At 69.9% G+C, this 21,716-nt stretch carries 19 protein-coding genes; 12 read left to right on the top strand and 7 right to left on the bottom strand.

From position 1 onward, the window contains the following. Positions 1-174: 174 nt before the first annotated feature. The gene (locus tag M0R80_23855; GenBank protein MCK9462666.1) at positions 175-1,131 is read left to right on the top strand and encodes an SMP-30/gluconolactonase/LRE family protein; all 957 of its coding nucleotides are present in this window, start codon (positions 175-177) and stop codon (positions 1,129-1,131) included. A gap of 48 nt (positions 1,132-1,179) precedes the next feature. After that, positions 1,180-1,746: a hypothetical protein gene (locus M0R80_23860; protein MCK9462667.1), complete on the top strand. Its 567-nt coding sequence runs from the start codon at positions 1,180-1,182 to the stop codon at positions 1,744-1,746. A gap of 1 nt (position 1,747) precedes the next feature. On the opposite strand, the gene M0R80_23865 is transcribed toward M0R80_23860, so the two are convergent. Next, on the bottom strand, positions 1,748-2,824 hold the full coding sequence (locus M0R80_23865; protein MCK9462668.1) for a M20/M25/M40 family metallo-hydrolase: 1,077 nt from the start codon (positions 2,822-2,824) through the stop codon (positions 1,748-1,750). Between the two features lie 286 nt (positions 2,825-3,110). Between M0R80_23865 and M0R80_23870 the strand changes: the two genes are divergently transcribed. After that, the gene (locus M0R80_23870; GenBank protein MCK9462669.1) at positions 3,111-3,692 is read left to right on the top strand and encodes a sigma-70 family RNA polymerase sigma factor; all 582 of its coding nucleotides are present in this window, start codon (positions 3,111-3,113) and stop codon (positions 3,690-3,692) included. A gap of 8 nt (positions 3,693-3,700) precedes the next feature. Here the strand turns inward: M0R80_23870 and queD are convergent, their stop codons facing one another. Continuing rightward, complete coding sequence (gene queD / locus M0R80_23875) at positions 3,701-4,078, bottom strand: 6-carboxytetrahydropterin synthase QueD (protein ID MCK9462670.1); 378 nt, start codon at positions 4,076-4,078, stop codon at positions 3,701-3,703. A gap of 327 nt (positions 4,079-4,405) precedes the next feature. On the opposite strand from queD, the gene M0R80_23880 reads away from it, so the two are divergent. The 4 genes from M0R80_23880 (at position 4,406) to M0R80_23895 (ending at position 11,315) form a co-directional block, all read left to right on the top strand. Further along, complete coding sequence (locus tag M0R80_23880) at positions 4,406-5,593, top strand: hypothetical protein (protein ID MCK9462671.1); 1,188 nt, start codon at positions 4,406-4,408, stop codon at positions 5,591-5,593. A gap of 6 nt (positions 5,594-5,599) precedes the next feature. Further along, positions 5,600-8,101, top strand: a complete 2,502-nt coding sequence (locus tag M0R80_23885; GenBank protein ID MCK9462672.1) for a thioredoxin family protein — start codon at positions 5,600-5,602, stop codon at positions 8,099-8,101. A 79-nt stretch (positions 8,102-8,180) separates the two neighbouring features. Continuing rightward, positions 8,181-9,932 carry a HEAT repeat domain-containing protein gene (locus tag M0R80_23890; protein ID MCK9462673.1) on the top strand — a complete coding sequence of 584 codons (1,752 nt, stop codon included), beginning with the start codon at positions 8,181-8,183 and terminating at the stop codon, positions 9,930-9,932. Positions 9,933-9,995: 63 nt separating this feature from the next. Next, positions 9,996-11,315 carry a diguanylate cyclase gene (locus M0R80_23895; protein ID MCK9462674.1) on the top strand — a complete coding sequence of 440 codons (1,320 nt, stop codon included), beginning with the start codon at positions 9,996-9,998 and terminating at the stop codon, positions 11,313-11,315. On the opposite strand, the gene M0R80_23900 is transcribed toward M0R80_23895, so the two are convergent. Both M0R80_23900 and M0R80_23905 read right to left on the bottom strand, forming a co-directional pair. Beyond that, positions 11,293-11,748 carry a hypothetical protein gene (locus M0R80_23900; protein MCK9462675.1) on the bottom strand — a complete coding sequence of 152 codons (456 nt, stop codon included), beginning with the start codon at positions 11,746-11,748 and terminating at the stop codon, positions 11,293-11,295. The genes M0R80_23895 and M0R80_23900 overlap by 23 nt on opposite strands. Then, a complete protein-coding gene (locus tag M0R80_23905) occupies positions 11,749-12,603 on the bottom strand; it encodes a hypothetical protein (GenBank protein MCK9462676.1) in 855 nt (284 codons plus the stop codon). A gap of 151 nt (positions 12,604-12,754) precedes the next feature. Here M0R80_23905 and M0R80_23910 point away from each other — a divergent pair, with 151 nt between their 5' ends. Next, positions 12,755-13,546 (top strand): arginase family protein, encoded by a 792-nt coding sequence (locus M0R80_23910; protein ID MCK9462677.1) that lies wholly within the window; start codon positions 12,755-12,757, stop codon positions 13,544-13,546. Further along, the gene (gene speB, locus M0R80_23915) at positions 13,546-14,367 is read left to right on the top strand and encodes an agmatinase (protein MCK9462678.1); all 822 of its coding nucleotides are present in this window, start codon (positions 13,546-13,548) and stop codon (positions 14,365-14,367) included. The genes M0R80_23910 and speB overlap by 1 nt, the downstream gene beginning before the upstream one ends. Positions 14,368-14,391: 24 nt before the next feature. Here the strand turns inward: speB and M0R80_23920 are convergent, their stop codons facing one another. Further along, positions 14,392-16,038, bottom strand: coding sequence for a S8 family peptidase (locus M0R80_23920; protein ID MCK9462679.1), 1,647 nt, complete (start codon positions 16,036-16,038; stop codon positions 14,392-14,394). A 155-nt stretch (positions 16,039-16,193) separates the two neighbouring features. Here M0R80_23920 and M0R80_23925 point away from each other — a divergent pair, with 155 nt between their 5' ends. Beyond that, a complete protein-coding gene (locus M0R80_23925; protein MCK9462680.1) occupies positions 16,194-16,652 on the top strand; it encodes a hypothetical protein in 459 nt (152 codons plus the stop codon). A gap of 21 nt (positions 16,653-16,673) precedes the next feature. Here M0R80_23925 and M0R80_23930 read toward each other — a convergent pair whose 3' ends face one another. Together M0R80_23930 and M0R80_23935 are read right to left on the bottom strand one after the other, a co-directional pair. Next, a complete protein-coding gene (locus M0R80_23930) occupies positions 16,674-17,819 on the bottom strand; it encodes a saccharopine dehydrogenase NADP-binding domain-containing protein (GenBank protein MCK9462681.1) in 1,146 nt (381 codons plus the stop codon). Positions 17,820-17,836: 17 nt separating this feature from the next. Next, positions 17,837-20,008, bottom strand: a complete 2,172-nt coding sequence (locus M0R80_23935) for a tetratricopeptide repeat protein (protein MCK9462682.1) — start codon at positions 20,006-20,008, stop codon at positions 17,837-17,839. 24 nt (positions 20,009-20,032) lie between these two features. Here M0R80_23935 and epmA point away from each other — a divergent pair, with 24 nt between their 5' ends. Together epmA and M0R80_23945 are read left to right on the top strand one after the other, a co-directional pair. Next, positions 20,033-20,953: an EF-P lysine aminoacylase EpmA gene (epmA, locus tag M0R80_23940; protein ID MCK9462683.1), complete on the top strand. Its 921-nt coding sequence runs from the start codon at positions 20,033-20,035 to the stop codon at positions 20,951-20,953. An 11-nt stretch (positions 20,954-20,964) separates the two neighbouring features. Beyond that, positions 20,965-21,591, top strand: a complete 627-nt coding sequence (locus M0R80_23945) for an SHOCT domain-containing protein (protein MCK9462684.1) — start codon at positions 20,965-20,967, stop codon at positions 21,589-21,591. Positions 21,592-21,716: the final 125 nt, after the last annotated feature.

Consider the following 21,716-nt stretch of genomic DNA (forward strand, 5'->3'; position numbering starts at 1 on the left):
GGGGTCGGTGGTGGGGACCGTCGCGGAGCTGAGCTCGGTGTCGGGGTGGATCCCGAACATGCAGTGGGGCTCCGGCCTGGCCGACTGGTACAGCGACACTCTGTACGTCGCGGACATCTCGAGCGCGGTGTACGAGATCCCGGTCGACGTCCCGAGCAAGCACAGGGACTACCCATGACCCGCTCGATCCCGGCGCTGCTCCTGCTCGCGGCGATCGCCTGCGGCGAGAAGCCCGAGCCGATGTACGGCGACGGCGGGGCGTCGGACTCGGACACGGACGGCGATTTCGACTGCGCCGCGGTGCCGACGCCGCCGTTCTCGTTCAACACCATCACGAACGTCGTTTCCGGCGAGGACTTCGTCTTCGACGACGAGGGGAACCTCATCGGGATGGAGGGCGGCTCGCTGTTCAAGTCCACCAAGACCGGCGGATCGACGCTGTGGGTCGCGGGCGCCGGGTGCGTGTCCGGCCTTCGCGCGCTCCCGAGCGGCGACGTCGTGTGCAACGGTTCGGACACGCTCGTCCACATAGACGGAGAGACCGGCGCCGCGACGACCGTCGCCACCTCTCTCGCCTACCCCAACGGCATCGAGGTCGATCTTCGCGGCTACGCGTACGTCTCGGAGCAGAACTCGGGCGAGGTCACGAAGATCGACCCCGTCACCGGGGAGACCTGGACGATCGCGACCGGGCTGAACGCGCCGAACGGACTGACCTTCAGCCCCGACTACCGGACGCTGTACGTCGGCAGCTTCTGCGGCGGCAACATCTACAAGATCGAGTTCGATGCCGCGGGTCAGCCCGGTCCGGCGAGCGTCTTCATCAGCGCCTCGGACCCGGACGGCGTCGCGGGCGGGATGACCGGCTGCTTCGACGGCATGGGCGTGGACTGCTGCGGGAACGTCTACGTCTGCGACTACGGCATCATCCGCGTCTACCGCATCTCGCCCGACGGCGGGACTATCGAGATCGCGGCCGATCTCAGCTCCGCGTCGTCGTGGATCCCGAACATGCAGTGGGGCTCCGGCCTCGGCGGCTGGGACGAAATGAACCTCTACGTCATTGACATCTCGAGCGCGGTGTACGAGATCCCGGTCGGCGTCCCGAGCAAGTATCGGGAGTACCCCTGAGCCGCTCGGCGCCACAGGCGTGCACCAATGAACCTCATTCAGACGAAGATGAGACTCTCGGCCCCCGGTTCCGTTTGTTCCGTCATCTCGTTCACGCTCGCTCTTTCGGGAATCGCTTGCGGCGAGAAGGCGACCGAGGCGAAGGCGCCTGCCCCGGCTGTCGCGCCGAGCCCCGCGCCCGCGCCCGCCGCTGCCGCGGACCCGGCCGCCATGCTCCCCGAGGCGATCCGGGCGCAGTTCCCGGCCGGCGCTGCGCTGCGCGAGGTGATCGCGGGCGACGGCGCGATCGTCCCGCCCGAGGGCGGCGGCGAGTCGCACCAGCGCCACCCGTACGATCTGCCCGCCGGAGCGTCCGGGATCGTCGCGCTCGTGAGGTGGCAGGACACGGCGTGGAAGGAAGTGGAGATCGCGATCGGCATCGGTCTCTGCCCGCACCGCGGCCGCAAGCTCGAGTCCGCGCGAGCGGCGGGCGGCGTCGCCTCGCTGCACCACCCCGTGCAGGCCGACGAGGCGCTCGTCGAGGACAAGTGGTTCCTCCACGTGAACGCAGACGAAGGGCTCACGGCGAACCCGGGGAAGCGCCTCCCGTACAGCTACGCGGTGTACTCGTACTGAATCACTGCGCCGCTATCCGCAGCATCTCGACGAGCGCCTTGACCGCCTTCTCCATGTCGGCGACCGCGATGCACTCATCGGTGGAGTGCTCGTTCTGTGCGCCGATCCCGACCACGGCCATCTCGATCCCCTTGTTGTTGTAGATCGACGCGTCCGTGAACCCGGTGATGAACACGCACTTCGCCTCGACACCGACCGTGCGGAGCGCTTTCTTGGCCACGTCCACGGTCCACGACGCCTCCGGAATCCGGACCGCCCGGCACATGTTGTCGATCGCGATCGTCACCTTCGCGCCCGCCGCCTCCACCTCTCTCCTTATCGTTCCCGCCAGCTCCTCGGCGAGCGCCGCCCCCTTCTCGTGAACCGCGGCGCGGCACTCGGCCTTGAACGTGCAGCTCGCCGGCACGCCGTTGCGGATCATGCCGCCCTCGATGATCCCGACGTTGGCGGTCGTCTCGCCGTCGAGCCGCCCGAGGCGCAGCGCGGCGATGGCGCGCGCCGCGGCGAAGATCGCGTTGATCCCCTTCTCCGGCTCCATGCCCGCGTGCGCGGCCTTGCCCGTGACCGCCACGTCGATGGCGAAGTAGGACGGCCCGCCTATCACGATCGTCTCGAGCGTGTCGTTGTCCATCAGGAAGCCGCGCTTCGCCGAGAGCTTGGAGAAGTCGAGGTTCTTGACGCCCTGCAGGCCGGTCTCCTCCTGCCGGCTGACCGCGAGCTCGACGGGCGGGCGCACGGTCGAGGTGCGCATCGCCTCGAGCACCTCCGCGATCCCCGCCTTGTCGTCGGCGCCGAGGATGGTGTCGCCGGACGAGCGGATCACACCTCCTTCGAGCACGGGTCGGATCCCCTTGCCCGGCTTGACCGTGTCGCCGTGGCACGAGAGCAGCAAAGGCGCGACGCCCGCGCAGCCGAGCGCCGGGAAGCGGCCTATCAGGTTGCCGTAGGAATCGAGCTCTGCGGTGCCGCCGGCGTTCGCGACCGCGCCGAGCAGGTACTCCATCATCCGGGCCTCTTCGCCCGATTCGGAATCGATCCGGACCATCTCCAGGAACTGGTCGATCATGCGCTGTGACATCGCGCCTCCTTTTCGTGGGGTTGGGAACGGTCGGAAGATAACACGGCGGGCGCCGGTCACCAAGCCGGGCAAAAAGCCGGGCAAAAAGGCGACATTTTATCTACGAATCGTAGCATTATTTGACATTCTGTCTCTTTGATCGCCTCTAGGCGCCCTCTTTCGGTGGCGTCCCACTCGCCTTACAAACATCCCATCTATTCTCATTCATTCACATAACTCCCATTGCCACGTCCCCAGCGCCCCAACTCCCCCCTTCTTGGCATCGCGCTTGCGATAGGCGGCCCGCATGACCGCGATCAGGGCGACGAACAAGGAGAACACGATGAGCACGGATCTCAGGAACTCCCTCGACTCCCAAATCCCCGCGCTGCGAAGGACGGCCAGATGGCTCACGGGCGACTGGAACAAGGCGGAGGATCTCCTGCAGGACACGATGGTCCTCGCGCTCCGCTTCAGCGACAACTTCGCCGAGGGCACGAACCTGCAAGCGTGGCTGACCCGCGTCATGCGCAACCGCCACATCAGCAACCTGCGTCGAAGATCCCTGGAGCAGCAGATCCTGGAGGCCGAAGGCGGCCACGCCCTGGCCGCCTGGTCCATCGGCGCCATGGGACGGCGCACCATGCACGGCGACGGCGACGTCAGCCCGGACAACGGCTTCTGCGACACGGTCGTGCACGCCATGGACGAGCTCAGGCCGGAGTTCCGAGAGGTCGTATGGCTCTGCGACGTCGAGGGGATGTCTTACTCGGACGCCGCGTCTGCCATCTCCTGCCCGGTCGGAACGATCATGTCCAGACTCCACAGAGGACGGCGCGCCCTGCGCCGCAGGCTCGGATCGAGGCGCAGCGTCGAGGCCGCGGCCTGAAGACGGCGCTACCCGCTCGGCGGCGCGTAGCGCGCCCGAGAGCGGTCGTTCTCCCAGACGTCGCAGCGCGAGACGCGTACCCTCCCCGCGGGGAGCGAGGCCTCGACCCGTGCGAAGATGGCGCGGGCGAGGTTCTCGGACGAGGGGTTGGTGTCGACGAACGGCTCGACCTCGTTGAGGTGGCGGTGATCGAACGGCGCGATCGCCTCTGTCATGATCGCGTCGAGCGCGTGAAAATCGAGCACCATCCCGTGCTCGTCGAGCTCCGCCGCGGCCAGGTGGACACGGACGCGCCAGTTGTGGCCGTGCAGGCGCTCGCACTTGCCCTGGTAGTCGCGGAGCTGGTGCGACGCCGAAAAAACGCGCTCCCTGAATATCTCGTACATCCCGAACACCACCCTCGGCGCGTTCTTCCGGCCGCGCTCCCGGCACTATATTGAAGCGCTGCTCCCGGTGCGATAAAAAAAATCTGCTCTCCCTGTCGTCTCGAGCCCACCTTTTCATATTGAAGGGATGACGACGACGCTCTAAACTCTTGCGCGCACAAAAAACGCCGGGCTCGAGTGCTTTTGGACGTTCATTTGGTTTCATGTGGAGAAGCGGTTTGGCGGCGATGATAGGTCTTTCGTCCGCGCCGCGCGTACTGTTCACCGAGGGAACGACCTCTGGCTCGAAGCGGCGAGCAGGTTGGACCCATTGAGGAGGGTGACCCCGTGAAGGATTCAGACAGCAGTCCCGACAAGACCGAGAACGCCGACGACATGTCCCTGGCCGATCTGCTCGGCGGCGGTGAGGGGAAATCCGAGGACGAGTCGCCGCGGCGCGTCGAGCACCGTGAGGACGAGCCAGACTCCGGCATGGTCAACCTGGCCAAGATGGTCGCCGCGTCGTCCATCGAGGTCGCGAAGACCCCGTCGATGGCGCCGCCGCCGCCGCCGAGCGCCGACCAGTCGGGCGTGCGGCCGGTGCCAGCAGCCGATCCCTCGGGCGTCGTCGCGACGCAGGGCGCTCCTTTGGCCGCACCGATGCAGCCGATGCAGAAGAAAAGCAACGCGGCCGTGTACGCGCTCATCGCGGTCGTCGTCATCGCGGCCGTGATCATAGGAATCGTCCTGATGAAACAGGGCGATGGGGACGACAAGGCGCTCGACAAGATGATGGCCGAGCTCCAGGCCAAGGCCGAGGCCGATCGCAAGGCCGCGGAGGAGAAGGAAGCGCTGCTCCTCGCCAAGCTCGAGGAGATGTCCAAGGCGTCCTCCGGCGGCGGGGCGGTCTCGGCCGCGGATCAGGCGAAGATGGACGCGGTCAAGGCGGAGCTCGACGCGGCCAAGGCGGAGAAGGAAGCGGCGGCGAAGAAGGCCGAGGAGGCCAAGTCCGGGTCATCCGCCGGAACGACCACGAAGACGAGCGAAAAGCCGAAGAAGGAAACGACCACCGCCTCCACGGAAACAAAGAAGACGACGACGAAGACGGACACCGCGGCGTCGAGCGGCACCGCCGCCAAGGCGACCGAGAAGCCGACAGAGACCGCGAAGACCGGCAGCGGCGCGTCGGAGCTCGACTCCCTGCTCGGAAGCGGGGCCAAGGAGAAGCCCGCCGAGGAGAAGCCCGCGGCCAAGGCGGCGGACGAGTTGCCCAAGCAGCCCTCGAAGGAGCAGGTGACCGCGGCGATGGCGCCTATCAAGGCGAAGGCCCAGGCGTCCTGCGCGAAGTACTCGACCGGGACGGTGCAGGTGTCGATGGTCGTGTCCAGCGCGGGCAAGGTCACGAGCGCGAAGGCGACCGGCGTGTTTGCGAACAACCCCGCGGGGACGTGCGTGGCGATGATGGCCCGTTCCGCCAAGTTCCCCAAGTTCAAGGACCCGACCTTCACCTTCACCTATCCCATCGTGTTGCAGTAGGGGACGATGACCAGGAAACCGGTTCGAGAAGTGGCCGCCCTCGCCGTGGCGGCCGTGGCGGCGGTGCTCGCGCTCGCGCCCTCCATCGGGCTCGGCGCGGACGCCCGCGTGAAGCTGGAGGCCTCCTTCTCCCCGCCCGCCGCGCGCGTCGGCGAGATCTCGGTGCTCGCGATCGAGGTCGGGGTCCCGGCCGGGTACCACTTCTACTCGATGACCGAGATCAAGGGGGGGCCGCTGCGCATGCAGGTCGCGGTGGACGACCCCGCGCTCGAGCCGGCCTCCGAGTGGTTCGGGCCGAAGCCCCTGGTCGAGTTGGACCCGAACTTCAAGAAGAACGTCGAGTTCCACAAGGGCGCGATCACGTACCGCCGCGCCTACAGGTTCGCCGCGGCGCCCGCCGCCGACGGCGTGCCGCTCACGATCCGCGGGCAGATCTGCGACGACAAGCAGTGCCTGCCAATAAAGGAGAAGCTCGTCGCGAAGATCGCGTTCGAGGACGGCGCCGCACGCCCCGAGCGCACCCCCGTCCAGGCGCTCCCGGGCGAAGCGTTCCCGACGAACAGACCGGAACCCGCAGGGGCCGGCGAAGTCACGACGCTCACGGGTGAGAAGTCCGTCGACGACTCGGGGGGGGCGCTGATCTTCTTCCTCGTCGCGATCGGCTTCGGCTTCCTGGCCCTCGGCACGCCCTGCGTGTTCCCGATGATCCCGATCACCATCAGCTTCTTCTCGAAGTTCTCCGAGGTTTCGACCAAGCGCTCGATCGGGATGGCGGCCGTCTACGCGCTCTCGATCATCCTCGTGTTCACCGTGCTCGGGATCGTCCTCACGGCGATCTTCGGGCAGGACGCCATGCAGAAGGTGTCCACGTCGCCGACGTTCAACGTCTTCATGGTGGCGCTGCTCGTCTTCTTCGCCTTCAACCTGTTCGGCCTGTTCGAGATCCGGATGCCGAACCGGTTGATCTCGAAGACGTCGCAGAAGGAGGCGGAGCTGTCGAGCGACGCGGGCTCGCTGCGAAGGCAGGTCGCGGGCGTCTTCTTCATGGCCGTGACGTTCACGCTCGTCTCCTTCACCTGCACGCTCGGCTTCCTCGGGATGCTGTTCGGCCTCATCGCCACCGGGCAGTGGTACTACGCGATCGTCGGCATGGTCGGCTTCGCGCTCGGCTTCGCGCTCCCGTTCTTCTTCCTCGCCGTGTTCCCGAAAATGGCGTCGCATCTTCAGGGCAAGGGCGGCGACTGGATGGTGGCGCTCAAGGTGACGCTCGGGTTCCTCGAGCTCGCCTTCATGTTCAAGTTCCTCTCGAACCTGGATCTCTTCTACGAGTGGGGGCTCGTCACGCGGCCGCTCGTCCTCGCGGTCTGGGGCGGGCTCGCCGCGCTCGCCGCGCTCTACCTGCTGCGCGTCTTCGCCCTGCCCCACAACGACACCGACGCCAAGCACGTCGGGCCGATCCGGATGACGTTCGCACTCGTCTTCGCCGTCTACGCGGCGGTCTTCTTCTACGGCATGACCCACACCAAGCCGGTGGGCGGCATGGTCGACGGCTGGCTCCCCCCCGCCATCTACCCCGGCCAGGAGATCGCGGAGGCGGGCGGCAGCGCCGACGCCGGCGGCCACCTGTCGTGGATCCAGGACGACCTCGCCAAGGGGTACGAGGTTGCGAAGCGGGAGGGCAAGCCGCTGTTCGTCGACTTCACCGGCCAGCAGTGCACGAACTGCCGCTGGATGGAGTCGAACGTCTTCCCGAAGCCGGAGGTCGTGAAGCGGCTCGAGCGGATGGCGCGCGTCCAGTGCTACACCGACGGCGGCAGGGAGATCCACGACGCGCAGCGCGATCTCCAGCTCGAGCGGTTCAAGACCGCGGCGCTGCCGTTCTACGCGATCATCGACCCGTTCACCGACACGGTGCTCGCCGTGCACCCGGACATGACGAAGGATGTCGCGAAGTACGTCGCGTTCCTCGACGCCGGGCTCGCGGGGTTCGAGAAGGCGCAGGCGGAGAGGAAAAAGGAAGAGACGAAAGCGACAGAAGAGACAGAAGCGACCCAAGGGCCGGAAGTGAAGGTGGACGGAACGCCGGTCGACTTCGCGTTTAGGGACCTGAGCACGAAGAAGGAGCTCAAGCTGTCCAGCCTTCGCGGCGAGTGGGTGCTCGTCAACTTCTGGGCGTCCTGGTGCGCGCCGTGCAAGAAGGAGCTCGTCGAGGAGTTCCCGCCCGCGCTGGCGGCCGCGCCGAACGTGAAGTTCGTCACCGTCGCCTTCGACGGCGAGGAGACCGCCCCGGAAGCGATGAAGTTCGCGAAGGAGGCCGATCTGCTCAAGTACCCGCTGCTCCAGGGCGGCGAGGACATCGAGGAGGCGGGGCTGGCGGCCGCGTTCGACGTCACGCCCAACCTGCCGATCACCTACCTGATCCACCCGAAGGGGCACATCGCGTGGATGCAGAAGGCGTCGATCACGAAGGAGCTGCTCGCCGCGCTCCTCGCGAAGACCAAGCCCTAGCCCGTCTCGATGCTTCCATCCATTTTGCGGTTCGGCGCGTACTCCCTATAATGTCCTGACCCTTTTTCAGGAGCGAGAGATGCCGACAAGACTCATCCAGTGCACCGCGTCCGCCTTGGCCCTGTTCCTCGCATCCGCCGCGGCGTCGGCGCTGGCGCCCCCGCAGCAGGCGGCGCCCGCGGACAAGAGCGTGGTCATACCCGACTCGCGCGGGTGGACCGTCGACCAGGCGATCGTCAACCTCCGGTCGTCGGACAAGGGCCTGCGCCTCGCCGGGCTGTACCGGCTGTTCAAGGAGCCCGGGCCGGGCATCCAGAAGTGGATCGCGGAGGCGGCGCAGTACGATCCGGAGCCGCGCATCCGCTACGAGGCGGTCAAGGCGCTGCAGGCGCGCAACGAGCCGGAGAGCCTCCCGATCCTGATGCACATCGCCGAGACCGACAAGGACGACCGGGTGCGCACGGCGGCCCGGATCGCCTCGGGGGTTGGCGGGCCCGCGGGTGGGCAACCCGTCGCGCCGGCGCCGCCTCCGGAGGCCGGCGCCCAGCCGACGCCCCCGCCCGCGAAGCGCTACGACGCGGCCGGCAACGAGCTGCCGCCGGGGTACCTCGACGGCGATCCGGCTGGCGGCCAGGCGGGGTTCGGAGGCGGCGGAGAGGTCCCGTGGGGCGAGGACGTGGACCCCGAGGAGGTCGGCAAGTCGACGGGCGGCACAGCGCGCGCCCACTCGGGCTTCCTGCCGCAGCTCGGCTTCGACGGCGCCATGGGGAGCCCGCGCGACACGTTGAACCGCTCGGACGTCGGCCTCCAGCTCGGGTTCGGCTACGGCCGCTTCGACGGCACGGTGCACATGGACGCCGCCGCCGGCATCGACTCTGCCGAGTCGCGCGGCGTGAACCGGTTCACGTTCACGGACTTCAGCATGACGATCCTCGGCCACTGGTCGCCGGGCAAGTACTTCGAGGTCGGCCTGAGCGCCGAGGTGCTGACGGTCGAGAAGCTGGAGCACCAGCAGCGCTGGGAGCGCATGGGCTCGGACGACAACTGGGAGATGGTCGGCTACTGGGAGGACGCCCCCGACGGGTACTACTCCGTGGACGAGCCCGAGCAGCTCGGCCTCATCTACCAGGACTCGAGCCACAAGAGCGCCGCGTTCGGCCTGGTGTCGCTCGACCTGAAGAGCATCTTCCTGCAGAGAGACGTCGTCCGCGCCGGGATCGTGGCGCGCGTCACCTTCCCGACCCACATGGGCGCGCGGTTCGATGAGGGGCTCGGGGCGGCGGACCTGTACCTGCCCGGCTCCAGCGGCATCGATCCGAAGACCGGCCACTTCACCGACGAGGGGACCGTCTGGGGCATCGAGCCGGGCGTCGTCGCGAGCGTCGCGCCGGTCGAGCACCTGACCATCTACGCGGACCTCACGTTCGCGATGGCGTTCCTCAAGTACAACGTCGTGGAGAAGGACCTGAGCAACAGCGACACGCTGGAGAACAAGACGACCAACCTCTTCTTCATCCCGCACTTCGGCGCGCAGTACAGGATCCTCGACGACAAGCTCGGCTTCCAGGTAGCGTTCTCGCCCGTCGCTTTCGTCGGCAAGGGAGGCGAGACCGGGTTGGCGGCGTTCGCCATCGTGCCCGGCGTCTCGACGCGGCTCGCCGAGCACCTGAACCTGTCGCTCACGGTCGACATCGACGTCGGCGCGAACGCTGCCCACCCGTTCGAGAGCCCGCGCCTCCTCTCCGACACGGACGCGCAGCTCTCGGAGCCCACGCCCTGCGGCGTCGGCCGACAGGTGGGCCTGGCGCTCCAGGCGGCCTGGGAGTTCTAGGCGGGCCGACCTCTCCGACTAATCCCCTCTTAAGAAATCCCTCCCCCGGCCGATAGGATGAGCATGACCGCCATCGCCGCAAGAGGCCATGTCGACGCCGTGCCGATCGTGCTGTGCATCAGCGAGGACAAGGCGTTCATCAACACGGCGCGGGTGAGCCTCGGGCAGGCCGGGTTCGTCGTCGTCACGTCGCGCAACTCCTCGGACGCGCTCGACCTCACCGCGAGCCAGGAGATCGACGCGATCATCTGCGACTACGGACTGTCCCAGCTCGACGGGATCAGCCTCTTCGAGCGGCTCAAGAAGGCACGGGGCGGCGCGACGCCGCCCACGCTCATCGTGAACGATACCTACGCCGCGCCGCTCCTCGCACGGTGCGTCGCCGCCGGCGCGGTCGGCCTGCAAGCGAAGGGCGAGTCCCCGGAGATGCTCGTCGAGCGCGCGATCTCCATGATCGCCGACGACGCGAAGCGGAAGCACGTCGAGAGCTCGGCGCTGCGCCGCGCCGTCCAGGGCGGGACGGATCCCCTGACGCACGTCGCGAGTAGGACCCACTTCACGCGGCGGCTCTCGGCCGAGTCGGCGGCCTCTTACCGTGACGGCAACCACCTCTCCGTCGTCGTGCTCTCCGTCGACAGGTACGCCAACACCGCGGAGCGGCACGGCGCGCAGCTGGCCGAGAGCCTGCTCGCCCAGACCGCGCGCCTGATCGAGGGAGATCTGCGGAGCCGCGACTGCGTCGGGCGCTACTCGGATCACGCGTTCGGCCTCGTCCTCCCCGAGACGCCGCTCGCCGCCGCCGCCGCCGTCGCGAGCCGCCTGCGGCGCGCCATCGCCGGCGTCGAGCTCGGGGACCTCGATCACCCGATCGCGGTCACGATGAGCGCCGGCGTCGCCTCCCGCCCGGTGGGCGTCCGCGCCAAGCCCGAGGAGCTGATGGAGCAGGCGCTGAAGAACTGCGCCGCCGCGGCGCACATGGGTGGCGATCGCGTCGTGGCCGACTCCGCGCTCACCGGGAAGCCGATCGCCCTGCTCATGGGACCTCAGGGCGACGAGGACACGGGCGCGCTCGCCGCGAGGCTCTCCCGCCGCGGCCTCGAGGTGCGAAGCGCGGCGACCGCCGAGGAGGCGCGCCGCGTCATGGCCGACGTCCCGGCCGCGCTGCTCTGCGCCGTCCACTCGCCTTTGAACAGCGACGCGGCGGAGCTCCTCGTCTGGGCGCGCGCCAAGTTCCCCTCGACGCGCCGCGTGCTCGTCTCCTCGGGCACGGAGCCGGCTCTCATGCTCCGGATGGTGAACGAGGCGGCGATCGACTACCTCGTCCTGCACCCGTGTCCCGAGGAGCGCATCGACGCGCTCGTCAACGAGCTGATTTGCGCGTGACCACCCCGCCGCGCTCCGTCGCGCGCCGCTCGACCTCGGCGAGCAGCCCGTCGAACTCGCGGAACCAGGCGGCGCTCACCCACAGCGGCCTGCCGCCGTCGGCGGGGACGACGCGCACGGCGCCGACCCCGAGCGGGGTCGTCTCGACGACGACGACCGCGTCCTCGAGATCGACCGCCCGGCGCCACGCCCCGACCCGGAGCGCGACCCGCCCGCCGTCGATCGTGACGCGCATGGCCGCGACGGTCGTGTTCAACGCGACGAACAGCGCGCACACGCCGCCGCCGACGAGGAGGAGCGTCCACGGGATCGGCTCGCCGAGGTGCTCGAGCAGCAGCGTGACCCCGACGAGCAGCGCGAGCACGAACAGGAACATGACGCTCAGGATGTGGAACGACCACCGGATCAGCGGCGAAGGGCGATAGGCGAGCAACTAGCGACCCGCGAGTTGCTCGAGGGTGTGGAGCTCCAACTTCGAGTCCGAGGTCACGGACAAGAGCTCCCCGCTCCCGAGCGGGGCGAACGGCGCCGGGGGAGCGCCGATCGCGCCGGAGACGACCACGACGCAGCGGACCTCCTCGTGATCCAGGCCGCCGCCGCCGGGCGACACCTCGCGCGAGTTGCGGCAGAGCCTGCAGCTCCGGATGCCCTCGACGAGGGCGTAGCTCGGCGTCACGCCGCGCCCGACCGCGACGAGGCTGTAGCCGTCCGAGACGACCGCCGAGAAGTCCGACGGCCGGTGCCCGGCGGCCTCCGCGAAAGCGTCGACGGCGGCGATCGCCTGGCCGAGCGCGCGCCGGATCTCCGCCGTCCCGACGTTGCTGCGCCCGATCTGCCCGGCGTCGAAGAGGAACGAGAGGAACAGGTGGAAGAAGTGCTCCTCCGGGGTGTCGCCGCGCATGCCGCGGCGGATGAACGGGGGCATCGCGTCGACGACGCTCTTGCCGAAGTCGGCGAACCCGGCGATCTCGCCCGTCCTGGCCATGAGCCAGTCCTGGAAGCGGAACGGCTGGACGTCCTCGCAGCGCGAGTCCTTCGAGCCCCTCACGGGCCCGGTGTGGAGCACGAGCAGCTCCGCCTCGAGGCCGGCCAGCTCGCGCGCGACCTCGAGCGGGCGGCCCCGCTCGCGCGGCGCGACCCGCGCGAGGAGCTCGCCGGAGTCGTAGTAGCCGAGCCCGAAGACGCCATCGCCGGCGAGAGGAGGGAACGTGAGCGCTTCCGCGTGCTGCGCCAGCGCGCAACCCGCGTGCTTCTTGGAGTTCGTGGAGAGCGCGACGATTCGAGACATGGGCGCCACCTTGTTCCGCCCTGTATACTCTGAACATCGGAGGGCGCGCAAGACGACGCGCGCCTCCGCCCGGGCGCGTTTCGTCGGTTCTCCTGTTGACACACGCCGGGGGCGGTGCGTATCTGTGAAAACCCGCGCTTGGGGAGGTGCCATGGCGCTGACCATCGACTTCGGCTATTCGGACACGACCGCCTCTTGGAACGACGCCCGCCTGGCGTTCCTGTTCGCCGCCAAGGCGGATCCGAACGAGATCGGCAAGGGCTCCGGACCCCTCGCGATCGCGGACGCCTCCCGGTTCGTCGAGCTCTTCGAGTGCCAAATCGGCCTGTCGCCGCTCGGCGTCGGCACCTACGCGGAGGCCGTGGGCGGCGACAACCCCGACGCCGGTGCCGTCGAGCGCGCCGCCGAGGCCCGCGCGCGCGGGATGTTCCCGGTCGTGATCGGCGACGACCGCCGCATCACGGATCTCGGTTGCCGCGATCCCCTCGTCGCGCTCTGGGGCAAGCTCGGGCGCATCGAGGCCGACGAGGCCGCGATCCTGTCCCGCTCGAACCCGGCGATCCTGGCGGGCGTCCGCGCGGCCACGGCGAACGCCTTCCAATCGGTCCCGGGGAACGTCACCATCCTGACCGCCACCGCGCTCGCGCAGCGCAAGGAGCTCTTCCAGGAGGCGCTCACGCGGATCACGACCCCGGCGCACCTGAGCATCGACCTCGACGTGCTCGCGCCGGCCGTCGCGCAGACCACCCGTTCGCTCGAGCCCGGCGGCCTCGGCTGGTACGACCTCATGGACCTCCTGGAGATGGTGTTCGAAGGACCCGGCGTCGCCGCGGTCGATCTCGTCGGCACCGCGCTCGTCGGGCCGCGGACGCCCGCCGCGCTGCTCGGATCGCAGATCCTCCTGCGCGTCGCCGGGCTGCTCGCCGTCGGCATGGGGAAGTGATGCCGTCGCCGGCCACCAACCTCGGCATCATCGCGCTGCCGTTCGAGGTGAGCACCTCGTTCCGCAAGGGCACGGTGCATGGGCCGGAGGCGATCCTGAACGAGCTCGACCGCCTCGAGACGTTCGAGTTCGCGCTCGGCCGCGACCCGTTCCAGGGGGTCCCGCGCACCATCGTCAAGCCGCACGGGCCGGAGCTGTTCGACGCCCGCATCCAGCAGGCGGTCGCCGGCCGCGTCGTCGGCGAGCTGCTCGACGGCAAGGGGTTCCCGATCTCCCTGGGCGGAGAGCACACGGTCAGCCTCGGGCCGATCCGCGCCGCCCGCGCCAGGGGCGAGCTCGGGATCGTGCAGCTCGACGCGCACTCCGACCTGCGCGACAGCTACGAGGGGAACCCCCTGAGCCACGCGTGCGTCATGCGGCGCGCCCTCGACATGGAGTGCACGCACTTAGGCGTCGGGATCCGCTCGATGTGCGAGGACGAGGCGACCTTCATCCTCGAGCGCGGCCTCCAGATCGTCGGCGCCCGGCAGGTCATCGACGGCACCGACTGGTACGTCCTGCTCGACAAGCTCCCGGAGCGCATCTACCTCACTATCGACGTGGACTTCTTCGATCCGGCGGACGTCCCGGCGACCGGCACGCCCGAGCCCGGCGGCCCCTCGTGGGACCAGGCCGTGGCGTTCCTCGCGCACCTCTTCGCGGTCAAGAACGTCGTCGCCGCGGATGTCGTGGAGCTGATGCCGTGCAAGGACGACGACGCCTCGGTGCGGCTCGCCGCGAGGCTCGTCGCGTTGCTCGTCGGGTTGAAGTTCCCGGGCTGACGGCGGGCGGTTCGCGAGCGGCCCCTACTCCGAATACAGCCGCAGCTCGTCCACGCCGAAGTCGAACGTCGCGAACCAGTCCGACTCCGCGGACAGCTTGACCCGGACCTCGTCGCCCGGGCCGACGTACGGCTTGGGGTTGTCGCGCTTGACCGTGGCCTTCGTGTCCGCCACCCCGAGGTTGACGCGCCCGATCCAGACCCACTTCGCGGCGGCGAAGTCGAAGAGGTAGACCGTCACGGCCGAGTCGGCCGCGTAGAACCGCCCCTCGAGCGCGACCTTGAGCGCCTTGCTCGACGCCGCCGAGCCGGCCCGGAACGAGGCCTGCACGTCGACGTACCGCTTCTTGCCGCTCTGGGTGCTGCGCGCCACGAGCAGATCGTCGTCGCTCTTCGCGAGGCTCCCGAGCTTCCCGCCGAGCGCGCTCCCCTGCGCGATCTTGTGGTACCCCGGCGCGAAGCCCGCGCCCGCGCTCGCCCCGCTCGAGCCGGAGCTCCCCCCTCCTTGCGAGGCGCCGGCGGCCGCGGCGAGCTCCATGGCGCGCCGCACGTTGATCCTCCCCTTGGCGACCCAGGCGCCGACCGGATCGCAGCTCTTCTCGATCACCTCGCGGACCGCCGCGTTCGAGGCGCCCGCGCCCATGGCGCTCCACACGAGCCCCGCGAGCCCCGCGACGTGCGGCGTCGCCATCGAGGTGCCGCTCATCATCCCGTATCCGCCCGGCACGGTGCTCATGATGAACGTCCCGGGCGCGGCGACGTCGACCCAGTCGCCGTAGTTGCTGTAGTCCGACCGCCGATCGTCGGTCTCCGTGGCGCCGACCGCGATGCAGGTCGGGTAGGTGCCCGGGTAGTGCGGCGCGCTCACGCCGAGGTTCCCGGCCGCCGCGACGACGACCGCGCCCTTCGACCACGCGTAGTCGATCGCCTCGTTCTGCGTGATCGACTCGAAGATCCCGCCGAGGCTCAAGGAGATGACCTTGGCGCCGTGATCCGCCGCCCAGACGATGCCGTTCGCGACGTCGGACGCCGAGCCGCCGTCCGCGTTGAGCACGCGCACCGGCATGATCGAGCAGTTGGCGCAGATCCCGGCGATCCCCTTCCCGTTGTTGGCCGAGGCCGCGGCGATGCCGGCGCAGTGGGTCCCGTGCGAGGCGACGTCGTCCGCTTGGTCGTCGCCGTCCACGAAGTCGTACCCCGGAACGATCTTGCGGACGAGATCCGGGTGATCGAGATCGACGCCCGTGTCGAGGATCGCGATGACCACCTTCGCGTCGCCCGTCTCGAGGCCCCACCCCGCCGCGGTCCGGATCTTCGCGAGCGCCCACTGATCCCCCCAGTGCGGATCGCTCGTCTCCCACACCGGGCGGTAGATGTAGTTCGGCTCGACGAACTCGAAGACCGGCAGCTTGCGCAGCTGCTCGAGCGCGGCCTCCACCGGGAGATCTTTGGGGAGCCCGAGCCGCTTGACGTCGACCCGCGAGATCTTGCCTATCACCTTCGCGCCGATCTTCGCGATCGCGCCGGCGGCGGGCCCGTCCTGGCCCTTCTTGAAGCGCACGAGGAGCTCCGACTGGCGGTACTTCGGCCCGGAGGCGGCCGAGGCGACGGCGGGGATCGCGAGCGCCGCCGCGACGAAGAGCGTGATTGCGAGCCGTCTCTTTGCGAGCATCTGACCTCTCCTTCGTGCGCGACGGCGCCGTTCCCGGCGGCGCCCTTCCCGTGAGGTTGGAGGATACCACCTCGCGAAATATTCAACACGCGCGCGCCGTCAATCGTGATAGTTTTGCGAGCGTATCGACGCGCCGAACCTCACGAGGAGCTCCCATGCCCAGAAAAGCCATGATCGCGATCTTCGCACTGACGTGCTGCGCTCTCGCCGTCGCCTGCGGCACGGCCGATACCGGAGGCAGCGCCGCCTCGGCCGCCGACGCCGAAGCGGCGACCGCGCCGACGGCGGACGACGCCGTGGCGCCCATGGAGCCGCCGACCGTCCCGATCCCCCGCCCGCCGGGCCCGGGCACGCCGGCCGCCGCGGACGCCCCCACGGGCGGCCCGTGCACGACCGACTCCGATTGCGTCCCGGCCTCGTGCTGCCACCCGAAGACGTGCGTGGACAAGTCGCAGGCGCCGTCCTGCGCCGGGACGATGTGCACCCTGGATTGCCGCATGGGCACGCTGGATTGCGGCGGCGGGAAGTGCCTGTGCAGGGACGGGATCTGCGGGGCGGAGCTCAAGAAGCCCGGCTTCGTGGAGGGCATCGAAGGGGCGACCAAGCCGCAGTGACCCGCGGCGCCCCGCAATCCCCTACCGCTGCTCCTGCTGCCTGTACAGGACGCCGCACACCTTGAGCCGCGCGAGCAGCCGCTCGATGAACGCGCCGTCCTGCGCCAGCGACTCGGGCGGGTGGACCCCCGGCGTGAACGAGATCTCGTCGTTCAGCAGCGCGCGCGCGGCGATCGCCGCCGGGAAGCCCGTGGTGCGCGCCATCGACGTCTCGTTGCGGTAGCGATCGGTCCGGTCGAGCAGCTCCCACACGACGCGCTTGTAGGGGGCCTCCTCGCCGCCGGTCACCTGGATCCGCATCACCGTGAACTCGTCCATGAGCTCGTCGAGGTACCACGCGGGCTCGAGGAGCTTCAGCGTGAGCTCGCGGGGAGAGATCATCACGCCGTTGACGTCGATGGGCGCGCTCTCGAAGAAGCCGGTGTCGCGCAGCAGCCCGATCCGCTTCGCGTAGCCGGGGTAGCGCAGCGTCTTCTCCTCCATCGCCGGGCACGCCACGGTCGTGAGGAGCGATCGCAGGCCGTCCGTGTAGAACGCCTCGAGCGTGCCGATCTCGGGGAACTCGACGCTCTCCACGCCGGACAGCGCCGCGCGCTCGCTCACCGCGCCGCCCACCTTGATGCGCGCCGGGCGGATGTACTCCTCGATGACGTCGGCGGGCGAGAACGGCGCCGCGTACTCCCACGGCTGCCGGCGGACGAGCGGAAGGCCGCCCACGAGGATGCGGATCTGGCGCACCGGCGCGACGACGGTCGCCGCGGCCGCGGACAGCAGGTTGCTCATGCCCGGGGCGACGCCGAAGTCGTAGAGGACCTTGGAGCCCGTCCGCTTCGCCTCGCCGTCGAGCACCGTCGGGTCCTCGGGCATGAACGAAATGTCCACGCACTTCTTGCCGGCCGCGACCACGCCGCGGAGCGTGCTCAGGCCGAGCGCGCCCGGCAGCGCGCCGATCGCGAGGTCGAACCCCTCGACGACGCGGGAGACGGCCGCGGGATCGGACAGGTTGTCCGAGATCGTCGCGCAACGGAGCTTCTCCGCGACCGACTCGAGCATCTCCGACCTGCGGTCCGCCACGGTGACGCTGATGGCGGGATCGTCGTTCAGATCGCGCGCGATGACGCGCCCCACGCGGCCCGCACCCAACACGATGACTTTCTTCTTTTCCACAGGACCCTCCATTGGATTCAACGTCCCGCGGACTTCTCGGCGAGCAGCACACGGGCCATGGGGTACTCGAAGAACCCCATCAACTTCGAATCGATCACCCTCTCGAAGAGCGGCCTCGCGAGATCGCCCTTCCCGTCCCCGAGCAGCCTCAACCCCGCGTAGAAGTCGGCCTCCACCCGCTGGCCGTTGTTCCCCGCGCGGCGCCGGAGCTCCGCGGCGTCGATGCGGCCGCTCAGGTGTCGCGCCAGATCGTCCTGCCACGTGTCGCCGTCCGCATGGGCGAGGTAGTTGCGCGCGAGCTCGTTCGTCCTGCCCTGGCGCCGCGCCAGCCCGTCGATCCACAGGGCGAAGTAGATCTTCCACATCGCGCCGAGCCGATCCTGGTTGAACGCGATCTGGAACAGCTCCGCCGCCGAGTCGAGCCGCCCGCGCGCGAAGAGGAAGGAGAACGCGGCGCCGTAGACGCTCCGGTTCTCGGGGTCCAGGCCGATGGCGCGCCGCATCCACTCGAGCGCGCCCTTCTCGTCCCCGAGGTGGTCGAGCGCGATGCCGCGCCGCAGCGCGATCTCCGCCGCGTAGTCGAGCGGCAGATCCGCCTTCTCCCAGATCGACAGCGCCCTGCGGAAGTCGGCGGCGGCCCCGGGCGCGTCCCCCTCGCCCTCCCGGATCCTGCCGCGCAGCTCGTACGCCCGCGCCGGCCAGTACTCGGCCTCCATGCCGCCGGCCTTCTTCGCCCGCGCGATCGCGGTCTCGATGTCGCGCATCGCGGCCCCGGGCTCGCCGAGCATCTCCCGGATCTCCGCGAGGCGGAACACCGGCCCGGCGTCGCTCGGCCACACCTCGCACGCCCTCGAGAAGTGGGCGATCGCACGCTCGATGCGGCCGTCCGCGTACTCGACCTCCCCCGACAGGTTCAGGAGCTGGGCCGTCACCTGGTACAGCGACTCGTCCTCGACGTCCTCGAGCGCGAGCACGCTGTCCACGAGCTCGTCGGCGATCCGGATCACCGCCTCCGCCTCCTCGACCCGCTCGAGCATGTGGACGCGGCTGAGCGCGTTGCGGACGCGCGCCGTGACGCCGAGGTACGTCGACTCGTCCGGCGCGAGCCGCGCGGCCTCCACGTAGAACGGCACGGCGCTCTCCGGCCGGTCGAGGAGCTCGAAGAACTGCCCGACGCACATCGGGTACCGCGGGCTCGGCTCGGCGCGCCGCGCGAGGAGGCAGGCGCGCAGGCCGGCCATGGGATCGCCGACCACGAACTGGCCGGTGCCGGGGTCGAACGAGCCGAACAGCTGGGCCAGGGTGAAGTACCTTTCGCCGGCGTCCTCGCCGCCCTCGCCGAGCCCGTCGAGCAGCTCCTCGAACGCCCGCTGGGAACGCACGTCGCTCTTCAGCTTCCGGATCCAGGGCGCCGCGCGCGTCGCGTCGCCGTTGAGGAAGAAGACATACGCGAGGAACACGGGGATCTTCTCCGCCTCGCGCAGCGCGAACGGCGGGAGGCCCCACAGATCGGCGCCCGCGTCCTCGATGCGCGCCATGTAGGCCGCGTTCCACCCCACGAGGTGCTCCGCCGCGCGCTCGACGATCTCGCGATCCGGCACGAGGCGCGCCACGCGGAGGTAGAGGTCGGCGGTGGAGGCCCGGCTCTCGAGCCGGTCGGGGATCGTCTCGCGCACGCCCTCCGACCACTCCGCGAGCTCCAGGAACCGCTCGCCGTGCCGCGCGTCGCCGGGCTCGACCAGCGCGAGGTAGCGCAGGCCGGCGAGCACCATCACCTCGTCGCCCCTGCGCTCGTACCGGGCGACTACCCACTTCGCGAGCGGCGCCAGGGCGGGCGCGACATCGCCGTCGGCGAAGTCGGCCGGCGCGTTCAGGGACATCCCCTCGCGGAACAGCTCGACCCGCTTCGACAGCTTGTCCTCGGGCGTCGCCTCGAAGGAGGCGGCGATCGACTCGGCGAGCCTGTCGCGCAACGGCACGCGCGTCTTCGCGGCGTCGGAGAGCGCGAAAAGCCGCGCCTCCCAGGCGCCGCGCTGCGATCCCGGGATGGCGTCCGGGACCTCGAGCTCGGGGTCGGCGCCGGGGCCGGGCGACACGGGCTTCGCGGGCTGCGGCGGCGGCGCCCCCCCGCACGCGGCGCACGCGGCGATCGAAAGGAGCGCGAGCGCGATCTGCTTGAAGCCGAGCATCGGGGCAGTGTAAGAGGTTCGCTCATGACGCGCAAGGAAGGAGCGGGAGCGGAAAGGGCCCGGCTCGAGGGGCTCGCGAGGCGCCTCGGCCTCCGCGCGGCGATCGTGCGCGCGCTCCGGCGCTTCTTCGAGGACGAGGGTTTCCTGGAGGTCGAGACCCCGATCCGCGTGCCGGCGCCCGCCCCCGAGGAGCACATCGATCCGGAGCCGTCGGGCGACCGCTTCCTCGCCGCCTCCCCGGAGCTCCAGATGAAGCGGCTCGTGGCGAGCGGCGCGTACCCGCGGATCTTCCAGGTCTCGAGGTGCTTCCGCCGCGGCGAGCGGGGCGCCCTGCACCTCCCGGAGTTCACGCTGCTCGAGTGGTACCGCGCGGGCGCGGGGATCGACTCGCTCATGGCGGACTGCGAGTCGATGATCGGCCGCGCCGCCCGCGCCGTCGGTGTCTCGATCGCCGCGCCGCCCTGGGAGCGCCTCGAGGTCGCCGACGCGTTCGAGAGGTTCGCCGGCTGGCGCCCGTCCGGCGCGCCGGACGCCGAGCGCTTCACGCGCGATCTCGTCGATCGGGTCGAGCCGTCCCTCCCCCGCGAGCGCCCCGTGTTCCTCGCCGGCTACCCGGCGTCCATGGCGTCGCTCGCGCGGATCGACCCCGCGAACCCGGCGCGGGCCGAGCGCTTCGAGCTCTACGCCGCCGGCCTCGAGCTGGCGAACGGCTTCGCCGAGCTCACGGACCCCTCGGAGCAGCGCGCCCGCTTCGAGGCGGAGATCGGCTCGAGGAGGCGCCGCGGCGCCGCCTGCCCGCCCATCGACGAGGCGTTCCTCGAGGCGCTCGAGCTCGGGATGCCGGCGTGCGCCGGGATCGCGCTCGGCGTGGACCGCCTCGCGATGTGGCTCACGGGCGCGACGTCGATCGACGAGGTGGTCGCCTTCCCGGAAGGAACCGCCTAGAATAGGCCGCCATGGGCACCGGGCTGCGAAGAGTGGGATCCGTGCTGGCCGTCGCGCCGGCGCTCGCGCTCTGCCTCCTCGGCTGCGCGCGCCTCGCCGCCGAGCTCGAGCCCCCGGCGGTCGTCACCGTGCTCGAGCCGTACCCGCGCCACGACGACCCCGACGCGGTGGCGTTCAACGACCTCCCGGTGCGCCTCTACTTCTTCACGCAGACGCCGCCCGCCGAGACCAAGATCCTGAAGCCGGTGCGCGTGGTCTTCCGGGCGGTCGCGGACAACAAGACCTGCCGGGACGCTGGGATCGGCGGCCTCACGAAGCTCCAGCGCGTCGCGGTGCGCGCCCGCGCCAACGCGGTCGTCAACATCCGCGCCACCTGGGACGGCGCGCCGCTCGGCGACGAGCTCCGGTTCGGCTGCCGCCGCGTCGACGACACGTTCACGCTCGTCTGGGAGGGCGCGCTGGCGACGGTCCCGGAAGAGGCGCCGGCGCCCGACGAGTTGATCGCAGAACCGCCCGCCGCGACCGACGAGGACAAGACGAGCGCGCGTCTGCGCGAGCTGCAGGGCCTCTACTACCAGGGGTTGATCACGCGGGAAGAGTTCCTGGAGCGCCGTCAGAAGATCCTCGACGGGCTGTGAGGAAATGGGGTCTGAGGAAATGGGGTGTCGAGTAGCCCCGGCCGGTTTCCCGACCGGGGCCCTCACCAGATCCGGACAAGGAGATTTCCACCATCCGGCTCTTCTGTCGATGCGTCTCATGGAGC

The sequence above is a fragment of the Pseudomonadota bacterium genome, from assembly GCA_023229365.1.
In the GTDB taxonomy this organism is placed as follows: Bacteria; Myxococcota_A; Polyangia; order JAAYKL01; family JAAYKL01; genus JALNZK01.